Genomic DNA, 13,290 nt, shown 5'->3' on the forward strand with positions numbered 1-13,290 from the left:
GGTCGTGCCCTGAGGGGTGTTGATAGGCGGCCATCAGCTGTTTCCCATCCCTGCCGCCTGCCGCGCGGCTGATGCCCAGCAGGAGGCGAAATCCAGCCGAACCTTGCATTTGGCTGAGTTGGACACGGGATTGCGCATGGGGGCTCTCTTTCTGAACACAGATGTGGATCGATCAGCGCCGCCGTCCAGGTCCATTATCCAGGCCGTGGCGGCAGCGATCCGCCGAGATGAAGGCAGAGATGCCATCATGGAAAACGATTCAAAAGAGCCGCGTTCCTGATCTGCACCAGGTCGTATCCTCGCAGATTTCTGTCTATCGCTCGGTCAAAGAGTGCGCGATCCCGCACGCGTTATCAGACACCCAGACTTGCATATTGCGCCAAGTCGGATAGAAAACCCCGGCTGCCTTCGCAGCACTCATCGGCGACGCGCGCTTCTTGCGCATGTAATCCGGCCTGATCCGGATCGCCTGTCTCGGCACTTGGTTGCCGCTTATTGGCCGCGCGGACATGTCCTTCCTGCACTCGCTGCAGGACGGGTCTGCATTTTCTTCAAGCCGCGTGACGAAAGCGTGAAAATAGGAACGATGCAACTTCAACAACTAGGAACCCCTCTCACTCTTCTGCTTTTATTTCTCTTCTTCGGACTAACCTTCATCATCTCCCTGTCCATTGGTCAGAAGCGGGAAAACGCCGATAGCTACATGACTGCCGGCAACCGGGTCGGCTTCGGCGTCTCCGCCGCCTCGATGACGGCAACCTGGATCTGGGCTTCCTCTCTCTATGCCTCCGCCACCTCCGGCTACACCTATGGCGTTTCGGGACCGATCCATTACGGGCTTTGGGGCGCGCTGATGATCCTGTTCATCTATCCGTTCGGAAGGCGCATCCGCTCGCTTGCGCCCGAAGCGCACACGCTGGCGGAAATCCTGCATGCGCGGCACGGCCGGTCGAGCCAGCTGATCCTCGCCGGCTCCAATGTCGTCGGCAGCGTCATCAGCCTGACCTCGAACTTCATCGCCGGCGGCGCACTGATCGCGATGCTCTCCCCACTCTCCTTTTCGACCGGAATCCTGATCGTAGCGGCAGGTGTCCTGCTCTACACGCTCTGGTCCGGTCTACGAGCCTCGATCCTGACCGACTTCATCCAGGTCTGCGGGATGCTCGGTGCAGTCATCGTGATCGTGCCCGCGATCTTCTTCAGCACTGGCGGCCCTTCGATCTTCGAGGCCGGCGTGCACAATTTGACGGCCGAGCAACAGAACTTCTTTTCCTCGGAAGCCTTCTTCAACCAGGGCGCGCCCTATATCTGCGCCGTTCTGGCCTATGCGATCGGCAACCAAACCATCGCCCAGCGCCTGTTCGCGGTGCGCGAGGACATGATCAAGCCGACCTTCGTCACGGCAACGATCGGCTATGGCGCAACGGTGATCGGCGTCGGGATGCTCGGCGTTCTGGCGCTCTATCTCGGCATCGAGCCGCTCGACGGCGACACGAACAATCTCGTGCCGCAGCTGGCTGCAAGCTATCTCGGTATCGGGATGCTGTGCGTGTTCTTTCTGCTGATCATCGGCTCGCTGGCCTCCACGGCGGATTCCGACCTGTCGGCTCTGTCGTCGATCGCCATGGCGGATATCTACGGACGCAACATCGCCAATGGTGATGCCAACCCGCAGCTGATGCTGCTGATCGGACGCCTGACGATGATCGTGGCGACCGGCGCAGCGCTCTATTTCGCCAGCAGCCGTTTCAATATCCTCGAACTGCTGGTGCTGGTCGGCGCCATCTGGGGAGCACTGGTGTTCCCGGTGATTGCCAGCTTCTACTGGAACAGGGTGACCAACACGGCGTTCACGGTCTCGGTGCTTGCCGCACTGGTTGTGTTCTTCCCTGTCCGGTTCGGCCTGATCGAGCTCTCCGGAGGCATCGCCGTCATCTCGGACATCATCGCTTCTGTCGGTGTCGGCGTGATCATGGGCCTGATGGCGTTCGGCTTTTTAGGCATTCGTGTCGGCCTCTTCGCCGGTGTCATCGCCTTCGTCGGCGTGCTGCCTTTCGCCGTCGGCTTCATGCACACCCATTCGGTGCTGACGGCCTCGCTGCTCGCCTATGCAGTCAGCGCCATGCTGTGCATCGCGCTCTCGCTCACAAGCTCCAGCCGTTTCGACTTCACGACGATCCGCAAGATGACGAGCCGTTTTGACGATGAGCAGGCTGTCGCCTGAATTGGAAAGGAAACCTCATGTCCACCTTCGCACTCACAGCCTATGTGCTGATGTGGCCGGCCCTGGTTGCCGGCGTCCTGTTTGTGTTGGCGTCGGCCTTCATGCGTGAATGGCGCCAAGCGCGCGCTGAGGGGCGCCCGCTCGTCTAGGACCATAGATGCCGGGGCACTCCAGCCCCGGCACGACGACACCTTGACGCGTCGCACGTTTTGGCCAGCAAGCCCGTTGTCGTTCCAGTCGTCCGGCACAAAGCCGATGAGAAGGATAAGCCGGGCTTCTTCACCAATCTTGTCGAGCGGCCCGTGGATTCGATCAATATCATGATGCTCACCCTCAAGTCGGCATTGGAGATGTTCCGAGGCCTGGCGAATGTGCGCGAGCAGTTTCAGGAATATCTTCGTGGAACTCCGCGGTCCTGTAACAAATATATCTCCGGCTGACCTATGATGGTATTTAGTGCTCGTGCAGCATCTCGCCGCGCGATGTGCCTTAACCGGGCAACGATCTTCGTGCTTGAACGGAGTATAGTCGATGCCGACCCGCCGCAGCCTCCTCCTGGCCCTACTCCTGCTACCGTGGCCCACCTTCGCGCAAGGCAGCGATGACGCCGCCGCGATGCGCCGCGACGAACTCTTCAGGCGGCTGCGCAACGCGATGACGGAGCGGGAGGGCCGGCTGGCCGAGGATGCGGTCTGGCGCATGTGGATGGAGATGGCGCCCAGCCTCGACATCGCCCGCGCCGTCGCTGACGCGATGGACGCGCGCGAGAGCTATGATTTCGACAAGGCGCTGGTGATCCTCGACCGCGTCGTCATGCAGGCGCCCGGCTACGCCGAGGGCTGGAATCAGCGCGCCTTCGTCCGTTTTCTGAAAGAGGATTTCGATGGCTCGCTGGAAGATATCGAGCGGGCGCTGGCGCTCGAGCCGAAGCACTTCGCTGCGCTCGCCGGCAAGGCGATGATCCTGATGCGCCAGGGCCGCATGGGACTCGGTCAGGAGGCGTTGCGTCAAGCGGTGGAAATCCACCCTTGGCTGCGCGAGCGTTCGATGTTGCTTCCAGTGCCAAGTGAGGCGACGCCCGGCCCGGGCCGAGATATCTGACGACCATATGGCCAGTCGCCGTTCGCGGGTTACCTCGGCACCCGTGGCTATGGTGACGGTGTAGCCATCCTCATAGCGCTCATCGGCAGTCGCGCCTCTGATCCAAGGTGATGCCGCCATAATGCCGTCACCCTGAATGGTCTGTTCGAAACGGCTTGGGGGTGCCTTCCCGGCAGAACGCAGCCCAGTCGCCCACCGCAAGAACTGAGGGCACGCTCGCCGGAGCGGTCGCCCAGCCCAGCGAATCCAAGAAGGAACCGCGGAACCACATACCTTTCAGCCGGGGGGGGGAGCCGATTTTCGTCGCGCAACCCTCATCTCGGCTATGGTAAGCTGACGGCGGAACCACGTTGCGCCGACGCATATGCCTTGACCTGTTTTCCGGCCCGCATTTTGCGACCGCCGGCTGTCAAACTTCGAGGCTCGCATGGAATATGCTGTCACCGATACCTATCGCGGCAATGATCGCCTGCTGTTCGGCATCATCCTGGGCGTTCTGGCCTTTTGGCTGTTTGCCCAGACGACCCTGAACATCGCGCCGGCGATGGCCGCCGATCTTCAACTGGAACAGTCCTTCATGAATATCGCCGTGTCGATCACGGCGCTGTTTTCGGGCATCTTCATTGTCGTCATTGGCGGTCTGGCCGACAGGGTCGGCCGCGTCAGGATATTGATGCTGGGCTTTGTTTTCTCGATCGTCGGCTCGCTGCTGGTCGGGCTGGCCCCATCGGGGGCGATGGGCGGCACCTTCCTGATGCTGGGCCGGATCTTTCAGGGCCTGTCCGCCGCATTCATCATGCCGTCCTCGCTGGCGCTGGTGAAGGCCTATTGGGACGGCGCGGAACGCCAGCGTGCGATCTCGCTGTGGTCGATGGGGTCGTGGGGTGGCTCGGGCTTTGCGGCGCTGTTTGGCGGGCTGATGGCCGAGAACATCGGCTGGCGCTGGATCTTCATCATTGCCGCCGTCGTGTCGCTGATCGGCATGCTGATGGCGCGCGGCACCCCGGAAAGCAAGGCGCCCCCGAAAGAGGGCTATAAATTCGACCTTCCGGGCGTGCTGACATTCATGGTCACCATGGTTGCGCTGCAGATTTTCGCGACACAGGGCGCAGAGTGGGGCTGGACCAGCCCTGCCTCGCTGGGGTTACTGGCCGCAGCGGTGATCTTTGGCTTTTCCTTCTACAGGATCGAAAGCGGCAATCCCAACGCCTTTGTGCAGTTTCGCCTGTTCGGGAACCTGACCTATACCGGAGCCACGATCTCAAACCTGCTGCTGAACGCGACGGCGGGGATCATCATGGTTGCAATGCTGCTTCTGCAACAGGGCGGGGCGATGACCGCGCAACAGGCCGGTCTGCTGACCATCGGCTACGCCGTAACCATCATGGCGTTCATCCGCGTCGGTGAAAAGCTGCTGCAACGCCTTGGCCCGCGCAAGCCGATGCTGTGGGGCAGCTATATCGTCGGCCTGTCGATCATCCTTTTGATGCCGACCAACCTGATGCTGGGCGCCTACACCGTGCTGGCCGTGATCTCTTTCTCGCTGTTCGGGCTTGGCCTGGCCTTCTATGCCACGCCCTCAACCGATGCGGCGCTTTCGAACCTGCCCGAGGACCAGGCGGGTGCCGGTGCCGGCATCTACAAGATGGCGTCGTCGCTGGGAGCGTCCTTCGGCGTCGCTATCTCTGCCACGATCTATACCGCCATTGCCGGCAATCCCGCGGGCGTACGCTGGATCGAGGGCGTGATCACCTTCGTCGGCAATCAGGAAAACCTGGCCTCGCGCGAGGCGGCATTCTTTGCGCTGCTGGCCAATCTGGTGATGGTGGCCGCGGCCGTTCTGTCCATCGTGATCACCGTGCCCAAGGGTAGATCCGTCCTACGCGACTGACCCGGACCCCATGCAGCCGTCGCGATGATCCCGTCGAGACGACGGGCCGCTCGCGGCTCCGGCAGTAAAGCACCGTGCTGTCGGGATTTTGCATCGGCATTTTGTCTGTCAGCTCAGGCACATAGCGCCTTAGTTTGGTGACATTTGTCGTCTCCGAGGACAGTGGCGCCCGCGCCATTTCCAAAGTCCGTAAGCCGCGCCCTCAATCGCTGATTTTGAGGGCCAGAGGAGGTCAATGATGTTTTCTCTCAGGTTCTGTTCATCCTGTGCAGGGCCACGTCCTCGAGCCGCAATTCGGTGCCCATGGTGCCGGCGCGACTACGATGTTGCGCGAAGCATGCCGGAGCATCTCTTCGAATCGCTACGCGGAGAGAAAAGGTCGACATCGATCGAGTGTGGCAACGTCGAATAGGCGCCTATGACACACACCATCCCCGGCTCGGTAAAGGGCCGGGGATTGCGGCTCCCATCCGTATTGGGCCGGCCAGCAATAAGCCGAAGGGCGTGTTTGGGGACCTTTTGAACACCTCCCCATAGCCAAGATGACAGCCCGCTCGCAAGGGGGCGCACGAGCAGAACAACCCAGTCCGACAGCTTATTTGACGACTTTTCCGCGGGACAGGCACGAATGTTTGAAAGGTCTGGCACGCCCAAGGGGAATCGAACCCCTGTTTGCGCCGTGAGAGGGCGCCGTCCTGACCGCTAGACGATGGGCGCGTGAGACTTGCGCCATATAGGCGAGCCTTTTGGAAAACGCAACCGGGATTGTTGCTTCCCGCCACGATGTTTTTCGCTGTGGCCGAAAAGCCTCGCTATCAGCGCCGCGGCTCGATCAGATCCCACAGATTTCCGTAAAGGTCTGCGAATACCGCAACCGAGCCATAGGCCTCGTGGCGCGGCGCCTCGCGGAACTCCACGCCGGCCGCCAGCATCGCCGCGTGGTCGCGCGCGAAATCGTCGGTTTCCAGGAACAGGAACACGCGGCCGCCGGTCTGGTCGCCGATTCGCGCCAGCTCGGCCTCGCCCTTGGCCTGGGCGAGCAGCAGGCGCGCGCCGTTGCCCCCGGCGGGCCCTATCGTCACCCAGCGCTTGCCGCCGCCGAGATCGACATTCTCCAGGAGCTCGAAGCCGAGCTTTTCGACATACCAGGCGACCGCCTCGTCGTAGTCGCGCACCACCAGCGCGACCGTTGCCACCTTGCGGGCGGTCGAGCTCACTGGGCCTTCACCGCAAAGCGGCCGATGATCCTGCGCTCGCCGATGTCGAAGAGGAAGATTTCGCGGCTACCGTCGGCAAGCTCGACATCGATGGAGATGCGGTTGCCCGACAGCGACTGCGAGACGATTTTCGCGCCCGCCGGCAGCGCGATATCGCCGGACAGGAAGGCGCCTTCGGCCGGCGACGGCACGCCGATGCTGGTCGAAACGGGGACGTCGGGCTTGTGGCTGCGTTTGTAGACAATCGCGGCCACTACAGCCATAAGGGCGATCAGCAGCACCCCGAGATTGATGGCCATGAAGCGTATGAGCTTACGGCGGACGCTTTCGACCGCGGGGTCGAGCGGCTTTTCGTCGTCGTCATCATTCAGGTGCGGCGATGCCATTTCCATACGGTTCCGGATTGTTGAAGCACAATGAACGACCCTGATAGCGAAGCCGACGGCCTAATGAAAGAGTTTCGCGCCGGCGCCGATGCCGCGGGCGTGCGGCTCGACCAGTGGCTGGCGGCTGAATTGGGGCCGGATTTCTCCCGCAACCGCGTCCAGGCGCTGATCCGCCAGGGTGCGGTAGCCGTCAACAGCGGCGCCGTAACCGAGACCAAGCGCAAGCTGGCCGAAGGGGATCTCGTCACGGTGGCGATGCCCGAGCCGGAACCCGCCGAGCCGCTTGGAGAAAACATCCCGCTCGACATACTCTATGAAGACGACCAGCTCATCGTCATCAACAAGCCCGCGGGCCTGGTCGTCCACCCCGGCGCTGGCAACTGGACGGGCACCCTGGTCAACGCGCTGATCCATCATTGCGGCGACAGCCTGTCGGGCATCGGCGGCGTGAAGCGGCCGGGCATCGTCCATCGGCTCGACAAGGACACGTCCGGCGTCATGGTCGTGGCCAAGACCGACCGCGCCCACAAGGCGCTTTCGGAGGCTTTCGCCGATCACGGCCGCGAAGGCGATCTCGAGCGTGCCTATGTCGCGCTGGTGTGGAACATCCCGCCCCGCATGACCGGAACGATCGACGCGCCTCTCGGCCGCGCCGCCGACCGCGTCCGACGTGCGGTGGTGCCCGAAACCCGCGACGACGCCCGCCATGCGATAACGCACTTCACGGTGCTCGAGCGTTACGGCCAGGGGCAGAAGCAGGCCGCCGAAGCGGCCCTGATGGAGTGCCGGCTGGAAACCGGCCGCACTCACCAGATCCGCGTCCATCTCGCCCATATCGGCCACCCCGTGATCGGCGATCCGGACTACGGCACGGCATTCCGCACCAAGTCCAACCGCCTGCCCGAGCCGCTCAGGGCAAAGGTGCAGGCCCTGCCCCGCCAGGCGCTGCACGCGCGGCTACTGGCATTCCGCCATCCCGATACCCATATGACAATGCGGTTCGAGGCACCTTTGCCCGCCGACATGGCGGAGATTGTCGAGGATTTTCGCAGGGTGTGAAAACTTGACCCCGTTTGTTCACTTTGGCGTGACAATCTGTTTCACGTTGAACAAATGGGTGCTTTTCTCGATTTGTTCCTATATAAAGGTATTTGACGCCGGAGAGCATGAGGCGCCGGCGCCGCATGCCTGCCTGATTGAGGGGGCAAATCCTGAGAAGAGGGAGGGCGCAGTTCATGGCCCAGACACTACCAAGCATTGTTTCCGGGGAAGGCGGCCTCAGCCGCTACCTAGAAGAGATCCGCCGTTTTCCGATGCTTCAGCCGCAGGAAGAGTACATGCTCGCCAAGCGGTACCAGGAGCACGATGACACCAACGCTGCCCACAAGCTGGTGACCAGCCATCTGCGGCTCGTGGCCAAGATCGCCATGGGCTACCGCGGCTATGGCCTGCCGATCGGCGAAGTCATCTCCGAGGGCAATGTCGGCCTGATGCAGGCAGTGAAGAAATTCGAGCCGGAGCGCGGCTTCCGCCTTGCCACCTACGCGATGTGGTGGATCAAGGCGTCGATCCAGGAATACATCCTGCGCTCGTGGAGCCTGGTCAAGATGGGCACCACCGCCAATCAGAAACGCCTGTTCTTCAACCTGCGCAAGGTGAAGGGCAAGATCCAGGCGCTCGACGACGGCGACTTGAGGCCGGAACAGATCGCCGAGATCGCGACGCGCCTGAACGTCAGCGAGGAAGAGGTGGTCTCGATGAACCGCCGCCTGTCCGGCGACGCCTCGCTCAATGCGCCCATCCGCGCTACCGAGGGCGAATCCGGCGAGTGGCAGGACTGGCTGGTCGACGACCGCGAGAGCCAGGAGGAGATGCTGGTCGAGCAGGACGAGTTGGAAAACCGTCGCCGCATGCTAGCCGGCGCCATGTCGGTGCTGAACGAGCGCGAGCGGCGCATCTTCGAGGCGCGTCGGCTCTCGGAGGATCCGATGACGCTGGAAGAACTGTCGACCGAGTTCGACATCAGCCGCGAGCGCGTTCGCCAGATCGAGGTCCGCGCTTTCGAGAAGGTGCAGGACGCCGTCAAGGCGGCCGCCAAGCGCCAGGCCCAGGCCCTGCGCACCATCGAGGCGCAGCCCGCCGCGTGATTTTTGGCCAGGCGGCGCCGGCCCGGAACCCAAACAGAGCAATCGCGTCGGCTTCGCCGGCGCGATTTTCATGTTTGCCTAGCGGGCTTTAATTGCGAGTGCACTTTTCTCTCCGTCGCCCTCGGGCCCGAAGCCCCGTAGGGGCGCAGGGTTCCGGGGACCCATGCCTCGCCGCTGGTGCAGCCAGAGCCGGTCCCAGGAGCGCAACCTCTATTGGCATGACATTGCACGGCATCTGCTGTGAAGCGTTGCGGGCCCGAATTGGACGGTGGTGGCGACGGCTCTGTCGAGGCATGGGTCCCCGGAACCTCCGCACTTCGCCGCGCTCATGCTCCGGCCCGAGGACGACGGATGGGTGGTCGTTTCCAGCCAATCCGAGGCGTTGCTGCCGTTGAGAAGTCGCCAGGGAGACTTAGGGCGGGAGACCAAAGCTCAAGCGTCGAGGATTTGCGCCGGCGACTTATCTACCCCTCGTCCTCGGGCCCGAAGCCCGCAGGGGCGTAGGGTTCCGGGGACCCATGCCTCGCCCTTCATGTAGCCAGAGCGGGGGCAGAAGCAGGTGCCGCCCCGTGCAAGCGGAAGCGCCCCTGCCCTTGCCTCGGCCAACGAGGTAGCTAAACTCCCCAAATGAGCCGGCGGGGATATGTCTACATTCTTGCGTCGCAGAAGAATGGCACGCTTTACATCGGCGTGACGTCGGATTTAGCCGGCCGCCTCCAGCAGCATCGAACCGGTACCGGCTCGAAATTTGCCGCGCGCTACGGCGTCATGCGGCTGGTCTGGTTCGACGAATATGAGCTGGTCACCGACGCCATCGCACGGGAGAAAATCCTGAAGAAGTGGCCGCGCCAGTGGAAGATCAATCTGATCGAGGAGCATAATCCACACTGGCATGACATTGCATGGCACTTGGTTTGAGGGATCGCGAGTTGCAGTTTCTGGACCGTGGTGTTGACGGCCATGTTGAGGCATGGGTCCCCGGAACCTTCGCACTTCGCTGCGCTCGTACTCCGGCCCGAGGACGACGGAGACAAAAATCGCCTGCGTAAATCTTCGAGGCCGGCGTTGGTATCTCCCCTTATATCTCACCCTGAAAGCCCCTATGGCCGCAAAGCTGCAGATTGGCCGGCAACGACACTACCTCCGTCGTCCTCGGGCCGGAGCACGAGCGATAGCGAAGTGCGGAGGTTCCGGGGACCCATGCCTCGTCCTTCATGCAGCCAGAGCGGGGGCAGAAATAGATGCCGGCCTGACTCGCTCAAGCCGGCACGCGCCAGCTTGCCTTGGATGACGAGGCATCTACCGCCTACGGCCACTGTCCGACGGACTTGGCTTCCCTGAAATTTCTGCACTTTTTGCGCGTCGCGCGGGCTCCGGCTCATAGGCGCCTGTGACCGCCCCTACCCCTTCCGCGCCAGCCTTTCGGCAAGGTCTTCCATGCGCTGGGCGAGCGTGCTCAGTGCGCCGGTAAGGGCTGCGTCGTTCTTGTCGGCCTTCATCAGTGCTTCGTCGCGGGTCTTGCGCAGGGTGCTGATTTCGCTTTCCATGCCCTGCACGCGCTTGCGCAGTTCGGACAGCTCGTCCATCACCATGATGCCGGCCATCACCGTCAGGCGCTGGTCACCGATCTCGCCGAAAGAGTCCTTCAGGTGCGAGACATAGAGGTCGAAACTCTGCGCGAGCTCGATCAGGTGTTCTTCCTGGCCCTCGTCGCAGGCCATCCGGTAGGCCTTGCCGTCGATCGTGACAGTCACTTGCGCCATGACACCCTACCTGTCCAGCACTGCGCGGATGGTCTCCATTGCGGTCACCAGCCGGCGCGACACCTCCTTGTTGGCCTCCTCCAGGCGCTCGGCGCGGGCCTCGGAGTTGTCGAGTTCCTGGGCTAGGCGGCTCCGGTCGGCGTTCATGCGCTGAACCTCGGCCTCGGCTTCCAAATAGTCCTGTTCATGTTCAAGGCGCGCGGCGACGCTCTGCTCCAGGGCATCCATTGCCCTGCCGAGCCGGCTTATTACCTCTTTGAGCGTGCTTTCCCCGGTCATGGCTCCGTCAAAACTCCCGCCCATCACCGAATCGTTCGCGTTCAGAACGACTTACACTCAAAACATTATGCTCCGTGCAAACGCGTCGTCAACAAAGCGATTCGGGCTTTCCCCTGCTATCGTGCCGCATCTCGTCGCAAGGGCCGCAAGTTCCCCGCGAAAAGCCGGTGCTTTGGTTGACTCATCCGGCGTGCCTGCTATGTGTCCACTGCTTTTTTACAGGGGCGAAGCCCCCAAAAATCAAGGCTTGGCGAGCAATCATGACCTCACGAGAAAAACACGACCGGATGGCCAACGCGATCCGCTTTCTGTCCATGGATGCCGTCGAGAAGGCGAATTCCGGCCATCCCGGCCTGCCCATGGGCGCGGCCGACATCGCCACCGTGCTCTACACGCGCTTCATGAAGCACGACCCGCAGAACCCGCACTGGCCCGACCGCGACCGTTTCGTGCTGTCGGCCGGCCATGGTTCGATGCTGCTTTATTCGCTGCTTTATCTGACCGGCTACGAGGACATCACCCTCGACCAGATCAAGAATTTCCGCCAGCTCGGCTACCGTACCGCCGGCCACCCGGAATACGGCCATGCCGCCGGCATCGAGACGACCACCGGCCCGCTCGGCCAGGGTATCGCCAACGCGGTCGGCATGGCGCTCGCCGAACGCATCCTGAACGCCAAGTTCGGCGACGAGCTGGTCGACCACTACACCTATGTCCTTTCGGGCGACGGCTGCCTGATGGAGGGCATCAGCCAGGAAGCCATCGCGCTTGCCGGCCACCTGAAGCTCAACAAGCTGATCGTGATGTGGGACGACAACAACATCACCATCGACGGCGACCTGTCGCTGACCGACTCCACCGACCAGCTTGCGCGCGTCGCCGCGTCCGGCTGGAACACGGCGCGGGTCGACGGCCACGATCCGGAAGCCATCGCCGGCGCGATCGAAGCGGCCCGCCGTTCCGACCGGCCGACGCTGATTGCCTGCAAGACCACCATCGGCTTCGGCGCACCCACCAAGTCCGGCACCAGCAAGGTCCACGGCTCGCCGCTTGGCGCCGAGGAAATCGCCGGCGCCCGCAAGGCCCTCGGCTGGGACTATCCGCCCTTCGAGGTGCCTTCCGACATTCTCGACGCCTGGCGCGTCTCGGGCCTCAACGCCTGCAAGAAGCGCAACGAATGGGAGGCGCGCCTTGCTGCCGCCGACGCCGAGATCCGCGCCGAGTTCGAGCGCCGCATGCGCGGTGAACTGCCGGGCGGCTTCGATGCCGTGATCGCCGAGTACAAGCAGAAGCTGGCTGCCGACAAGCCGAAGGTCGCCACCCGCAAGTCTTCGGAAATGGCGCTGGAAGTCATCAACGCCGTGGTGCCCGAGACGATCGGCGGCTCGGCCGACCTGACCGGCTCCAACAACACCAAGACCAGCCAGACCAAGCCGATCGCCCCCGGCGACTACAGCGGACGCTATGTCTACTATGGCATCCGCGAGCACGGCATGGCCGCTGCAATGAACGGCATGACCCTGCATGGCGGCGTCATCCCCTATGGCGGCACCTTCCTGACCTTCTCGGACTATGCCCGCCCGGCCATGCGCCTGGCCTCGCTGATGGGCATCCGCTCCATCTTCGTCATGACGCATGATTCCATCGGCCTCGGCGAGGACGGCCCGACCCACCAGCCGGTCGAGCATCTGGCCGCGCTGCGCGCCATCCCCAACCACAACGTGTTCCGCCCGGCCGACGCCACGGAAGCCACGGAGTGCTGGCAGCTGGCGCTGGAGACGACCAAGACCCCGTCGACGCTGGCGCTGACCCGTCAGAACCTGCCTGCGGTGCGCACCGAGTATGTCGAGGAAAACCTCTGCGCCTACGGTGCCTACGAGCTGGCCACGGCCGAGGGCGAGGCGGAGGTGACCATCTTCGCCAGCGGCTCCGAGGTCGAGATCGCGCTTGCCGCGCGTGACCAGCTGCAGGCACGCGGCCACCCGGCCCGCGTCGTCTCGGTGCCCTGCTTCGAGCTGTTCGAGCAGCAGAGCGACAGCTACAAGGCCGCCCTCATCGGGGACGCGCCGGTCAAGATCGCCATTGAGGCGGCGATCCGTATGGGCTGGGACCGCTTCATCGGCGTCGACGGCATCTTCATCGGCATGCATGGCTTCGGCGCCAGCGCGCCCATCGAGCAGCTCTACCAGCACTTCGGCATCACCGCCGAGGCTGCGGTTCAAGCCGCCGAAGCGCGCCTGTCCAAGAAGTCGAACTGAATTTTCGCTCCCAGGGAGAACCAC

Annotated in this window: 13 protein-coding genes and 1 tRNA gene; 9 read left to right on the top strand and 5 right to left on the bottom strand. The window is 63.0% G+C overall.

From position 1 onward, the window contains the following. Positions 1-703 precede the first annotated feature (703 nt). From AC3A4H_RS20350 to AC3A4H_RS20370, 5 genes are all read left to right on the top strand, one after another. Positions 704-2,224, top strand: a complete 1,521-nt coding sequence (locus AC3A4H_RS20350) for a sodium:solute symporter family transporter (RefSeq protein ID WP_487768339.1) — start codon at positions 704-706, stop codon at positions 2,222-2,224. Positions 2,225-2,241: 17 nt separating this feature from the next. Beyond that, positions 2,242-2,373 carry a putative transporter small subunit gene (locus AC3A4H_RS20355; protein ID WP_487768340.1) on the top strand — a complete coding sequence of 44 codons (132 nt, stop codon included), beginning with the start codon at positions 2,242-2,244 and terminating at the stop codon, positions 2,371-2,373. Between the two features lie 60 nt (positions 2,374-2,433). Beyond that, complete coding sequence (locus AC3A4H_RS20360) at positions 2,434-2,664, top strand: hypothetical protein (protein ID WP_487768341.1); 231 nt, start codon at positions 2,434-2,436, stop codon at positions 2,662-2,664. A 91-nt stretch (positions 2,665-2,755) separates the two neighbouring features. Next, complete coding sequence (locus tag AC3A4H_RS20365) at positions 2,756-3,325, top strand: tetratricopeptide repeat protein (RefSeq protein WP_487768342.1); 570 nt, start codon at positions 2,756-2,758, stop codon at positions 3,323-3,325. Positions 3,326-3,752: 427 nt separating this feature from the next. Continuing rightward, a complete protein-coding gene (locus AC3A4H_RS20370; RefSeq protein WP_487768343.1) occupies positions 3,753-5,216 on the top strand; it encodes an MFS transporter in 1,464 nt (487 codons plus the stop codon). Between the two features lie 642 nt (positions 5,217-5,858). On the opposite strand, the gene AC3A4H_RS20375 is transcribed toward AC3A4H_RS20370, so the two are convergent. The 3 genes from AC3A4H_RS20375 to AC3A4H_RS20385 form a co-directional block, all read right to left on the bottom strand. Continuing rightward, positions 5,859-5,933, bottom strand: a tRNA-Glu gene (locus AC3A4H_RS20375). A 98-nt stretch (positions 5,934-6,031) separates the two neighbouring features. Continuing rightward, complete coding sequence (locus AC3A4H_RS20380; RefSeq protein WP_487768344.1) at positions 6,032-6,433, bottom strand: VOC family protein; 402 nt, start codon at positions 6,431-6,433, stop codon at positions 6,032-6,034. After that, positions 6,430-6,819: a fimbrial protein gene (locus AC3A4H_RS20385; protein ID WP_487768345.1), complete on the bottom strand. Its 390-nt coding sequence runs from the start codon at positions 6,817-6,819 to the stop codon at positions 6,430-6,432. Before AC3A4H_RS20385 ends, AC3A4H_RS20380 begins: the two co-directional genes overlap by 4 nt. Before the next feature lie 30 nt (positions 6,820-6,849). On the opposite strand from AC3A4H_RS20385, the gene AC3A4H_RS20390 reads away from it, so the two are divergent. From AC3A4H_RS20390 to AC3A4H_RS20400, 3 genes are all read left to right on the top strand, one after another. After that, positions 6,850-7,878, top strand: a complete 1,029-nt coding sequence (locus AC3A4H_RS20390) for an RluA family pseudouridine synthase (RefSeq protein WP_487768346.1) — start codon at positions 6,850-6,852, stop codon at positions 7,876-7,878. 176 nt (positions 7,879-8,054) lie between these two features. Further along, a complete protein-coding gene (gene rpoH / locus AC3A4H_RS20395) occupies positions 8,055-8,966 on the top strand; it encodes an RNA polymerase sigma factor RpoH (RefSeq protein WP_348780243.1) in 912 nt (303 codons plus the stop codon). A gap of 627 nt (positions 8,967-9,593) precedes the next feature. Then, positions 9,594-9,884 (top strand): GIY-YIG nuclease family protein, encoded by a 291-nt coding sequence (locus AC3A4H_RS20400; protein WP_487768347.1) that lies wholly within the window; start codon positions 9,594-9,596, stop codon positions 9,882-9,884. A 482-nt stretch (positions 9,885-10,366) separates the two neighbouring features. Here the strand turns inward: AC3A4H_RS20400 and AC3A4H_RS20405 are convergent, their stop codons facing one another. Then, the gene (locus tag AC3A4H_RS20405; protein WP_487768348.1) at positions 10,367-10,729 is read right to left on the bottom strand and encodes a cell division protein ZapA; all 363 of its coding nucleotides are present in this window, start codon (positions 10,727-10,729) and stop codon (positions 10,367-10,369) included. A gap of 6 nt (positions 10,730-10,735) precedes the next feature. After that, complete coding sequence (locus AC3A4H_RS20410; RefSeq protein WP_348780240.1) at positions 10,736-11,008, bottom strand: DUF4164 domain-containing protein; 273 nt, start codon at positions 11,006-11,008, stop codon at positions 10,736-10,738. A gap of 260 nt (positions 11,009-11,268) precedes the next feature. On the opposite strand from AC3A4H_RS20410, the gene tkt reads away from it, so the two are divergent. Beyond that, on the top strand, positions 11,269-13,266 hold the full coding sequence (gene tkt, locus AC3A4H_RS20415; RefSeq protein ID WP_348780239.1) for a transketolase: 1,998 nt from the start codon (positions 11,269-11,271) through the stop codon (positions 13,264-13,266). Positions 13,267-13,290 lie beyond the last annotated feature (24 nt).

This window comes from Pseudaminobacter sp. Soil_N_29, assembly GCF_057656055.1.

What these genes read in the sequence shown, in the direction of transcription:
- AC3A4H_RS20350 (WP_487768339.1), top strand. Translation starts at nt 704, where the DNA reads ATGACTGCCGGCAACCGGGTCGGCTTCGGCGTCTCCGCCGCCTCGATG.
- AC3A4H_RS20355 (WP_487768340.1), top strand. Translation starts at nt 2,242, where the DNA reads ATGTCCACCTTCGCACTCACAGCCTATGTGCTGATGTGGCCGGCCCTG.
- AC3A4H_RS20365 (WP_487768342.1), top strand. Translation starts at nt 2,756, where the DNA reads ATGCCGACCCGCCGCAGCCTCCTCCTGGCCCTACTCCTGCTACCGTGG.
- AC3A4H_RS20370 (WP_487768343.1), top strand. Translation starts at nt 3,753, where the DNA reads ATGGAATATGCTGTCACCGATACCTATCGCGGCAATGATCGCCTGCTG.
- AC3A4H_RS20385 (WP_487768345.1), bottom strand. Translation starts at nt 6,819, where the DNA reads ATGGCATCGCCGCACCTGAATGATGACGACGACGAAAAGCCGCTCGAC.
- AC3A4H_RS20390 (WP_487768346.1), top strand. Translation starts at nt 6,850, where the DNA reads ATGAACGACCCTGATAGCGAAGCCGACGGCCTAATGAAAGAGTTTCGC.
- rpoH (WP_348780243.1), top strand. Translation starts at nt 8,055, where the DNA reads ATGGCCCAGACACTACCAAGCATTGTTTCCGGGGAAGGCGGCCTCAGC.
- AC3A4H_RS20400 (WP_487768347.1), top strand. Translation starts at nt 9,594, where the DNA reads ATGAGCCGGCGGGGATATGTCTACATTCTTGCGTCGCAGAAGAATGGC.
- AC3A4H_RS20405 (WP_487768348.1), bottom strand. Translation starts at nt 10,729, where the DNA reads ATGGCGCAAGTGACTGTCACGATCGACGGCAAGGCCTACCGGATGGCC.
- AC3A4H_RS20410 (WP_348780240.1), bottom strand. Translation starts at nt 11,008, where the DNA reads ATGACCGGGGAAAGCACGCTCAAAGAGGTAATAAGCCGGCTCGGCAGG.
- tkt (WP_348780239.1), top strand. Translation starts at nt 11,269, where the DNA reads ATGACCTCACGAGAAAAACACGACCGGATGGCCAACGCGATCCGCTTT.